Source organism: Megasphaera intestinihominis (assembly GCF_040096415.1).
Classification (GTDB): domain Bacteria; phylum Bacillota; class Negativicutes; order Veillonellales; family Megasphaeraceae; genus Megasphaera; species Megasphaera intestinihominis.
Genome location: NZ_JBBMEU010000072.1, coordinates 1 through 10,050 on the forward strand (window position 1 = coordinate 1; position 10,050 = coordinate 10,050).

A 10,050-nucleotide genomic window follows, 5' to 3' on the forward strand; every position below is an offset into this window, starting at 1 on the left:
ACGCCCGCTCACACAAATCAAGTTTACAAGTATCTCGCATATCCCCGGCGGGCTCGCCACGTGCGAGCCCCTACAAACACCATATTACGAGCGACAAATGGTTCTTATTTCACGATGACCGATACGCCATCGGGGATGACGGTGATTTTCGGGTCGGTAATGCCTTTTTTCGCCAGGACGTCTTTGGCCATAGCCAGGGCGTCGTCGATGGAGGCAGCGTATTTCATGTGCATGTCTTCGACCATCTGCTGCGGGGCTTCAGTGACCATGATGATAGTGAATTTCAGGAGCATACGCATGAGGATCTGGGCTTCCCACTGGTCGAAGACCGTTTCGTTGCGGCCGCGGGCCAGGATTTCGTCCATGGCTTTCTGGATGGATTCGGCATTCTTCAGGTTGTTGTAGAAATCTTCGCCGCCATGACCGTCAGAGCAGGACGATACGTCGATGATGACGCCGCCTTCTTTGCAGGTCGCTTCGGCAGCGGTCATGCCTTTGACGGACTGGTAAATGTTCTGGTCCAGGGGATAGCCGCCGTTGGTGGTGATGACGATGTCAGCCGGGACGGGTTTGACGCCAGCCAGTTTCATTTCAAAGTCAACGCCGGCATAGTGAGCTTTTTCGCGGTCGCCGGCAAAGGCAGCGATGACTTTCTTGTCCGCATCGATGACGACGTTGCAGATGAAGGCTAATTTAGCCGCTTTAGCCGCATAGAGCATATCTTCATGGATGGGATTGCCCTGGAGGATACCCGTGCGGGCGTTGGGGCTGTTGATGAATTCCGAGCAGTGGTTGGCCAGGACCGTGACCTTGCTGGCAATACCAGGCAGGACGGATTTACGGCCACCCGACATGCCGGCGAAGAAATGCGGTTCGATGAAGCCTTCGGAAATGAGCAAGTCCGCATTAGCGGCTACTTTGTTGATACGGCAGTCACCACCAGAGGGCAAAGTACCAACGCTGACCATGTCTTCGTCGTTGCGGCTGACATGGATGACGAATTTTTCATGTTCCGCAATTTCTTTGCCATACTTGGCAATTAATTCTTCCTTAGTCGTAGCCCGGTGCATGCCCGTAGCGATGAGGATGGTAATGTCGATATCCGGGTTCCCCTTGCGCAGTTCTGCCAGGAGCTGGGGCATGATGATGTGGCTCGGTACCGGGCGGGTATGGTCACTGGAAATAATGACGCAGTTCTTCTTCCCCTTTGCCAATTCGCTTAATTTCGGACTGCCAATCGGGTTGGCCAGGGCATCGGCGACGAGTTCCGCTTCCGATTTCGGCGCCTTGTATTCATGGGCGTGGGAGACGAGGACGCCGGCGACCTGTTCTTCCGGCAGTTCGAATTTGATTTTTTCTTTGCCAAAGGGCAAGCTAAATGTATGCATAACTGTACATCCTTTCTTAGTTCATTGCTATATATATGTTTGTGAATAGCCTGTAGTTGCATAAACAATATGTTTTTGGATGTAAAAAAGAAGAAAGGGCAAAGCCTTGCGCCTTGCCCTTTTCCTTTAGTATGTAACTGTGAATTATTCTTCGACAGGAACTTCGTCGTTGATGCTGACAACTTTGCCCGGATTCATGATGTTCTTCGGATCCAGTGCTTTCTTGACAGCTTTCATCATCTTGAGTTCAACCGGGTCGGTGTATTTTTCAAGAAGTGCTTCACGTTTGTAGCCAATGCCGTGTTCACCGGAGAGACGGCCGCCGAGTTTGTAGACGAGAGCGTAGATTTCGCCCTGGATCTTCGGAAGCATTTCTTCCCATTCTTCCTGAGTACGGTCATCTTTCAAGATATCGATATGGACGTTGCCGTCGCCGCAGTGGCCAGCGCAGTGCATAGCAACATTGTATTTTTCGCCGAGGCGGGAAATCTGCTGTACAGCACCCGGGATTTCCGTCATCGGAACGACGATATCTTCCATGGAGAAGACTAAGCTGCGAGCGCGGTCAGCTTCGAGGTATGCTTTACGGGATTTCCAAATAACAGCCGGGTCAGCAACCAGGGAGTCGATAGCCTTGTTGTCTTCAGCGAGTTCAACGATTTTTTCGCACTGATCCATGAGGACGTCTTCGTTGTCGCCAGCGATCTGGATGATAATGTAGTTACCATTTTCAGATTTCGGCAGTTTTTCGTCGAGGAATACTTCGACCTGTTTGATGGAAGCGTTATCCATGAATTCTACGCAGACCGGAGTGATACCAGCGTTCATGACTTTCGGTGTCAAAGCGATAGCATCGTCGAGGTTGTCGAATACAACCAGGAGGTCCTGCTGATATTTCGGAAGAGCAACCAATTTGAGGTAAACTTTGGTGATGATACCGAGGGTACCTTCAGAACCGATGAAGAGGTGCATCAGCATGTAGCCTGTAGCGTTCTTACGGAATTTACCGCCGAGAGTTACGACTTCGCCAGTCGGAGTAACGACTTCCATGCCCATGACCTGGTCACGAGTTACGCCATATTTAACAGCGCGGTTGCCGCCAGCGTTGGTTGCAACGTTACCGCCGATGAAGCAGGAGTCCCCACTGCAGGGGTCGCCGCCGTAGAAGAGACCTTCCTTCTGGACTGCATCCTGAAGGACAGACGTGGTAACGCCGGCTTCGGAAACACAAACCATGTTGTCTTTATCGATTTCGAGGATTTTGTTCATACGTTCAATGGAGATGATGACGCCGCCGAAGGTAGCAACAGCACCAGCTGCCAGGCCCGTACCAGCTGCACGAGGAACCATGACCGTATCGTTTTCATAGCAGAGCTTAACGACTTTGGAAACTTCTTCAGTAGTAGCCGGAAGAACAACGACCTGCGGTTCTTTCATGTAATGGGGGTCCGTTACTTCGTCATGGGAATACGGTTCGAGTTTATCTTTGTCCGTATAAACATATTTTTCGCCGACGATCTGTTTGAACTGTTCAATCAACTCCGGGGAAACTTTACCTTTTGCCATAATACATACCTCCAAATAATTAAAAATAAGCCTAACACTTATTGCTTCATCTAGTCATGACGACCAGATCTAAGACCGAATATAACGAAAGTATAAATTCATGCATCATTTTTATCTTCCGTTTATCTCTTACGGGTATTATTATACTCTACTTCTTCATGCATGTAAATTACATTTGCACATTTTACGCATATCATTTTTCGATTGATTCATCGTGTTCTATGACAACTTATCATAAGAACTGTCGATTTTTAAATAATCTAAAACAAAACGTAAAATTTTAAATAGTATTTATTTTTTCTTATTTTTTATATATGCATCTTGGTAATACAGTATTATTCCCGTAAGGAAATGTTTCGCATATAGAACATTTCACATCCGATTATATCACATTGTTTATTATAGAAAAAGGTATGCTACATGGATATGTAGCATACCTTTTTATGCATCTCTGCTATATGGCGTTTTCTATTCGCTTAGTTGACTAAGAAGGGAACGACGCTCGGAGCGATGATGGTAATGATACCTGCGATGACCAGCATGAACAGGCAATAACCAACAGTACCGCGCATGACTTCGCCTTCCTTGCCTTCAGCAACAGCACCGACAGCGCCGATACCAAGGGCGATACTCTGCGGCGAAAGCATCTTGCCGATACAACCGCCAAGGGAGCTGGCACCTGCAAGCCACGGCTGGCTCATGCCCAGGCTGGATGCAACGGATGTCTGCAACGGCCCGAAGAGAACGTTGGCGTTCGTGCAGGACCCGGTAATGAATGCGCCAAGACCGCCGACGAACGGAGCAACGATAGGATATGCATTGCCTGTTGCAAATACGAGGGCATCAGCGATTTCCTTGGTCATGCCGGAGTAGGTCATGATCTTAGCGACGACGACGACGGCGATGATGGTCAGGTACGTGAAGCGCAGGCCGACGAAGTTATCTTTGAAGACCTGAGCGATCTTACCGATGGAAGCACCCTGATAGAGGCCGCCGAGGATGGTGGCGATGAAAATCATGACGCCAGGAACAGCGATCCATGTGAAGGTGTAGGGTTTGGCACCCGGGCCGGCATAGATAGGAACAGTCGTTTTAATCGAAGCCAGCGGACCGTTGATGAACGGGAACAGTTTCGACGTACCGACGAGGAATATGAAGATAAGGATGAAAATCATAGCTGCTTTGACGCCTTCACCGAAGGAAACAGCTTTCTGATTTGTCGTGTCAATATCGAACTTGTATTCCGGATTGCTTGTCGTCTTGCAAGCGCGGGAATAGAGGACGATGACAGCCATGATGATGATGGACGAAACCATGACCGGCAGTTCAGCGCCGATAGTCATGGAAATGAACAGTTCCGGAATAGCCAGGGCCAGGCCGGAGAGCAGGGTTACGATACCGACGCCTTTGATGGCTTTGATACCGCCGCCGATGCAGATGACGATCAGGAACGGAGCGATGAGGTCAGGAATAAAGGATACAATCGAGACTTTCGTAGCCAGGACGCCGGCATCCAAACCGGTGACAGCAGCCATGGTCGTCGTCGGGATACCGATGGACCCGAAGGACGGTGCTACGGCGTTGGAAATCAAGCAGGCGACGATGGTCTTGATCGGCGGATACCCGAGGGCAACCAGCATAGCAGCCGGGATAGCAACAGCAGTACCAAAACCTGCCATGCCTTCCATGAACGTCCCGAAACCCCAAGCGATGAGCAGGAATACGACACGTTTATCTTCACTGACAGTGGTCAGCATCTGTTTGATGACTTCCAGGCTGCCTGTGGCTACAGTCAATTTGTAAGCGAACAGGGCCATGATGATGACCAGCAAAATCGGCCAGCATGCCAGGGCTACGCCTTCGAGGGCTGCCGAAATGGCAATGGGAACTGACATATTATAACAGAATACAGCGACAACAAATGCGATGATAGCCGCGATTGGGCACGCTTTCCAACCGGTCATCTTCAAGAACCCCAATGCTACGATTAGGAATAGGATTGGGAGCAAGGCCAATATAACCATTACATACCACCCTTTCATAATAAAATACTTTTCACGCCTCTAACAGGCGGGGGCTTATTCATGAACGAACCACGAATAACGCCATTTCTCACTTAGATTGCATCCGGATACAAGCTCTATACTGTTATTATATACCTCAATGTCATATTTGTAAATTACATTTGGACATGAGCGTATACCTATTTTCGATATAGCGAACACCAATGTTTACTATTTTGCATATTACTGCACTAAAATGTGGAGTTTATAAGCCGTAAATAATCATTTATCATTTTATAAATGATTTTATGTAATTTAACGTTTTATGTATAAATCGCATAACCGTGCAAAAAAAGAGGCTGTCACATTAGGACAGCCTCTTTTTGAGTATTAAGTTTGCAGTTTGTAGTTTTTAGTAAATGTTTTTTTAATTTAAAGCCCTCTTCTACAAACTCCATACTACAAACTATAAACTCTTATTCTTTTCTGCCGACGCGATGACGGCGTTCATGGTGGCAGCGCGGAAGCTGCTTTCTTCCAGGGTCCGGACGGCTTCGATAGTCGTGCCGCCTGGCGAGCAGACGTCATCTTTCAGGGCACCGGGATGGCGGCCTGTTTCCAGGACCATCTTGGCTGCTCCCAATACGGTCTGGGCCGCAAAGGTATAGGCCATCTGGCGGGGCATCCCTTCGCGGACAGCGCCGTCGGCCAGGGCTTCGATGAACATATAGACGTAAGCCGGACCGCTGCCGCTCAGGCCACAGACGGCGTCGATGAGCTTTTCATCGGTCACGACGGCTTTGCCAAAGCTGGAAAAGATGGCGACGACATCGGCCGTTTCGGCTTCAGTCACGTTGACATTGGGCGATACGGAGGCCATGCCTTCGCCGACCATGGCCGGCGTATTGGGCATGACCCGGACGATTTTAGTTTCCGGACCGGTGTAAAAGGCCAGCTTTTCCAAAGAGATGCCGGCGGCGATGGAAATGAGGACGCTATCGGCCGGAAGGGATTCCCGGACGGCTTCCAGTGCCAATTCCATGATGTTCGGCTTGACGGCCATGATCAGGCCCTGGGACTGGCGTGCCAGTTCTCCCGGCGTGTCGACGACGACAGCTCCCGTTTCTTTGGCCAGGGCTTCGGCCTTTTCCTTGTGGATATTATAAAGATAGATATGGTCTGCAGCAATGGCATGGGCAGCTACCAGGCCTTTGACGATGGCCCGGCCCATATTGCCCGTCCCGCAGACACCGATTGTCTGGAACATAGGAAGCCTCCCTTTCCGATACGGACTTACTGTTTAGCGCCGACGGCATCCAAGGTCGCTTTAATCTTGGCAGCCAGGCCGTGGATCTTCTTCTTGGAAACAGAGCAGACAGCCAGGCGGATACCTTTGCCCAAGGGAACGAGGAAGATATTTTCTTTTTCCAGTTCATCGCAGACTTTCTGGGACCCTTCCATAGGGATTGTGATGAAGAAGCCCGAAATGTAACGCAAATATTTCAAGCCACATTCATCGGCTTCTTTCATGAACAAGTCAGCCCGTTCCTGGATGAGGTGGAAATATTTAGCCCGTTCCGCATCGAGTTCAGCGACTTTGGCCGGGTCCTTGCAGATATTGGCCATGACCTTCATGGCAGCGCTGTTGGAGTTCGACCAGGTAGCGCGGCTGGTATACTGATTGATGGCGACGAATTCATCGGCAATATCCTTGTTCGGCGTGACGCAGATCATGGCGCCCATACGCTGGCCATACATGGTGAAGCCTTTACTGCAGGTGTAGGCGACGACGATGAGGACGTTGTCCGGCATGTTGCCGAATTTCTTGAAGAATTTGCGGCATTCATGTTTTTCGCCGCTGTAGTCGAGATAAGCGACGTCGGAGACGAAGATGATGTTCTTATCCTTGCCTTTGACGACATCTTTCAAGAAGGCCAGGACTTCGTCCCATTCCGAATCGGAGAGGCCGTAACCCGTCGGGTTGTTGGCCGGCGAATTCATGATGATAACCGTGTTGTACTGTTTGGCAACCATGTCGCTGACGTTGGCTTTGAAGCTTTCCATATTGAAATGGCCATCGGGCGTGAGCAGTTCAAATTCACGGAGTTTGCGGCCATTATCGTTGCACATGGAACCGTAAGCCCCCCAATGCCAGTCACTGGTCAGGACTTCATCGCCCCATTCGGAATAGTTGTGAATGACGTGATGGAGGACACCGGAACCGCCGGACGTAGCACAGGCGCGGATGTAGCCTTCCGGACGGGATTCACCGAAGCACTGGTCGATAGCAGCTTCCAAATAATCGGGATAGCCCTGGATCGGCGCATAGGCGACAATTTCTTTCGGCGTCAAGGCTTTATAGGCTTTCTGGACGACGTCGAGCATGATGAGATTCCCATCTTCATCGAGCATGGAACCGACTGTCCCATTAATAACTTTATCTGCCCCCAATTTTTCGGTCAAAGCTACGGCACGGTTGTTAGCACCAAAAATCTTATCTTCAGCACTCTTCCCTTTTGCCTGCGGTGCGGCAACACTTTTTACCATATGAATCAACTCCCCTTTCTTATGTACATATACATTTATACCACATTCAAAATCGAAAGACAATAAACATATTGCATATATCTGTCATGTATTCAAAATACAAAAGGAATAACGCCTCTTGGACAATCAAAGTTAATCCCATTTGCTATCTTGGCATAAAACGGTTGAAATTATATCATGACTCTCCTATAATAAAGAGTATATAACATATTTCGTGTTACTTTTATGCATTTTTATTCTATGAAAAGAGGTCTTTCCCATGAATCGTGTATTACGTTTTGTATTAGCCGCTGTGCTGGCCTGCTCGGCCCTCATGCTGACAGCCTGCCAGGGCAGCCCGTCCGGCTCGAATGACAAGAAGACGTACAAAATCGGCGTCCTGCGCATCGACGACAGCCTGCCCCTCTATACGGCAGAAACAGAAAAACTCTTTGCCAAACACGGTGTCGACGTCCAGGTCATTGAATTCAGCTCCGCTGCGGACCAGCAAAAAGCCATGGAAGCCGGTGAACTGGACGGCATGATGACCGACATGATCGTCACGGCCTTGCTGAAAAAAGCCGGTACAGACGTCCGCGTCGTCGCCATGGCTCTCGGTGCCGTCCCCCAGGAAGGCCGGTTCCTCGTCGTATCGTCGCCGAACAGCAGCATTACGACGCCGCAGCAGCTGACCGGTGCCTCCGTCGCCATTTCAGAAAATACCATGATGGACTATTTGATGAACCAGTATGAACAGGAACTGGGGATTCCGGCCGCCGAAGTCCACACCGTTCAGATGCCAAACCTGGCCCTGCGCACGGAAGCCGTCCTGGCCGGTAAAGATATCCAGGCCGCCATCCTGCCGGACCCGCTGGCAGCCTATGCCGTCCAGCAGGGAGCCCACGTCGTCATCGACGATACGAAACTCCAAAAGAACTATTCCCAGTCCGTCGTCGTCCTGACTCAGGACATGATTGAAAAGCATCATGACGACGCAGCCCATTTCCTCGACGCTTACAATGAAGCGATCGAAAAACTGGACAGCCAGCCCGATGCCTATCGCGACATGGCTATGAAGAAGGCCAACATCCCGGCCGCCGTCGCCGGTTCGTACCGTACGCCGTCTTATACGGCCCACGCCCTGCCGACAGAAGAAGAAGTCAGCCGTATCATGAACTGGATGGTAGAAAAAGGCCTGTTGCCCAAGGCCTACAGCTATGACGAAATGGTCGCCCATGTCCAGTAATCAGCCTATGGCCGGACCGCTGCTGCGCTTAGACGACGTGGGCCTCGCCTATCACAGCCGCAGGGGCATCCAGGCCGTGCTCCAGCACATCTCATTCAGCCTCGCCCAGGGAGAGCACCTGACCGTCTCCGGGCCGTCGGGCTGCGGGAAATCGCCACTGCTGCGCCTCATCGCCGGCCTGCAGGCACCGACAGAAGGGCAGATTTATTTTGCAGGCCAAAAAATGACCGCTCCCAGGCCGGACCTGGCCATCGTCTTCCAGGACTATGGCCTTTTCCCGTGGAAGACGGTCGAAGAAAATATTCTCCTTCCAGGCAGGCTCCACGGTTCTCCCCTGGATAAGGACCAGCTGGCCTCCCTCTTGGACACGCTGGGCCTGACAGCCGTCCGCCATCACTATCCGGGGGAACTCTCAGGCGGCCAGAAACAGCGGACCGCCCTGGGCCGGGCCATGGCCATGCAGCCGAAGTTGCTGCTCCTGGATGAACCCTTCTCAGCCCTGGACCCGGACATGCGCCGTCAATGCCATGACCTCTTCCAACAATACATCGTAAAAAGTCAGACCGCGACGATTCTCGTCACCCACAGTCCGGAAGAAGCAGCGGCCCTGGGTGACAAGACCATCGTCTTCGCCAGGACAGGAGGTGTCATCGAAGATGTCCGGAAAAACAAGTGATCCCATCGATATGGCCCATCTCCTGCTGGCCTTTTTCATCATCGGCGCCTTATGGCAGGCGGCCAGCATGGTACTGAACAAGCCCTTGCTGCCGGAACCGTACCGCGTCTGCCAGACCTGGTATGCCCTGATGACGACAGGCGTCCTTTGGCCGCACATCGCATCCAGCCTGTACCGCATGGAAGTCCGCAACTATGAAGAAATGTACGCCGCCATCCTGACCCTGGCCGCCATCGGCATCATCGCCTACATGGCCCTCGATATAGCCGAACGAAAACTCTGCCCGTGGAAGAAGTAGCCGTCAGCTGTTAATGACTATCACCTGTATGCGATATCGTAGGGGCTTGCACGTGGCAAGCCCGCTATGACCATGTGAGCATAACGTATGCTGATATATGTGCGTGTTTTCCTGCATCACCTGTCATGTATGAGGGATATACCATTATTCCGAACGGGCGCCCCACGTGGGCGCCCCTACCAGCTTAGCAGTCAGTCGTTAGCAGCCGCAGTCCTACGAGCCATCATTCTGAATAGGCTGTGGTCAAATATCACAGCGGGTCGCTCAAGGCTCCCTTTATAGGGGAGCTGACCGCCAAAGGCGGTCTGAGAGGTTGAAGATCGGCCCCTACGATGCGGCCATAAGGC

8 protein-coding genes are annotated in these 10,050 nt (G+C 51.2%); 3 read left to right on the forward strand and 5 right to left on the reverse strand.

The genetic code is table 11. The annotated features are described in order from the left end of the window. Positions 1-104: 104 nt before the first annotated feature. From larA to WMO23_RS09855, 5 genes are all read right to left on the reverse strand, one after another. Positions 105-1,388 carry a nickel-dependent lactate racemase gene (gene larA / locus WMO23_RS09835; RefSeq protein ID WP_296821032.1) on the reverse strand — a complete coding sequence of 428 codons (1,284 nt, stop codon included), beginning with the start codon at positions 1,386-1,388 and terminating at the stop codon, positions 105-107. Between the two features lie 144 nt (positions 1,389-1,532). Then, on the reverse strand, positions 1,533-2,954 hold the full coding sequence (locus WMO23_RS09840) for an FAD-binding oxidoreductase (RefSeq protein WP_020311253.1): 1,422 nt from the start codon (positions 2,952-2,954) through the stop codon (positions 1,533-1,535). A gap of 476 nt (positions 2,955-3,430) precedes the next feature. After that, complete coding sequence (locus WMO23_RS09845; protein WP_349173932.1) at positions 3,431-4,978, reverse strand: L-lactate permease; 1,548 nt, start codon at positions 4,976-4,978, stop codon at positions 3,431-3,433. A 445-nt stretch (positions 4,979-5,423) separates the two neighbouring features. Then, positions 5,424-6,224: a pyrroline-5-carboxylate reductase gene (proC, locus tag WMO23_RS09850; RefSeq protein ID WP_349173934.1), complete on the reverse strand. Its 801-nt coding sequence runs from the start codon at positions 6,222-6,224 to the stop codon at positions 5,424-5,426. Between the two features lie 26 nt (positions 6,225-6,250). Beyond that, positions 6,251-7,504 carry a pyridoxal phosphate-dependent aminotransferase gene (locus tag WMO23_RS09855; protein WP_020311256.1) on the reverse strand — a complete coding sequence of 418 codons (1,254 nt, stop codon included), beginning with the start codon at positions 7,502-7,504 and terminating at the stop codon, positions 6,251-6,253. A gap of 259 nt (positions 7,505-7,763) precedes the next feature. Between WMO23_RS09855 and WMO23_RS09860 the strand changes: the two genes are divergently transcribed. Genes WMO23_RS09860 through WMO23_RS09870 form a run of 3 tightly spaced genes read left to right on the forward strand, consistent with a single transcriptional unit; the run spans position 7,764 to position 9,703 of the window. Continuing rightward, a complete protein-coding gene (locus WMO23_RS09860) occupies positions 7,764-8,729 on the forward strand; it encodes an ABC transporter substrate-binding protein (protein ID WP_020311257.1) in 966 nt (321 codons plus the stop codon). Beyond that, a complete protein-coding gene (locus WMO23_RS09865) occupies positions 8,701-9,405 on the forward strand; it encodes an ABC transporter ATP-binding protein (protein WP_303267862.1) in 705 nt (234 codons plus the stop codon). Before WMO23_RS09860 ends, WMO23_RS09865 begins: the two co-directional genes overlap by 29 nt. Further along, positions 9,386-9,703 (forward strand): ABC transporter permease family protein, encoded by a 318-nt coding sequence (locus tag WMO23_RS09870; protein WP_292105893.1) that lies wholly within the window; start codon positions 9,386-9,388, stop codon positions 9,701-9,703. The genes WMO23_RS09865 and WMO23_RS09870 overlap by 20 nt, the downstream gene beginning before the upstream one ends. Positions 9,704-10,050: the final 347 nt, after the last annotated feature.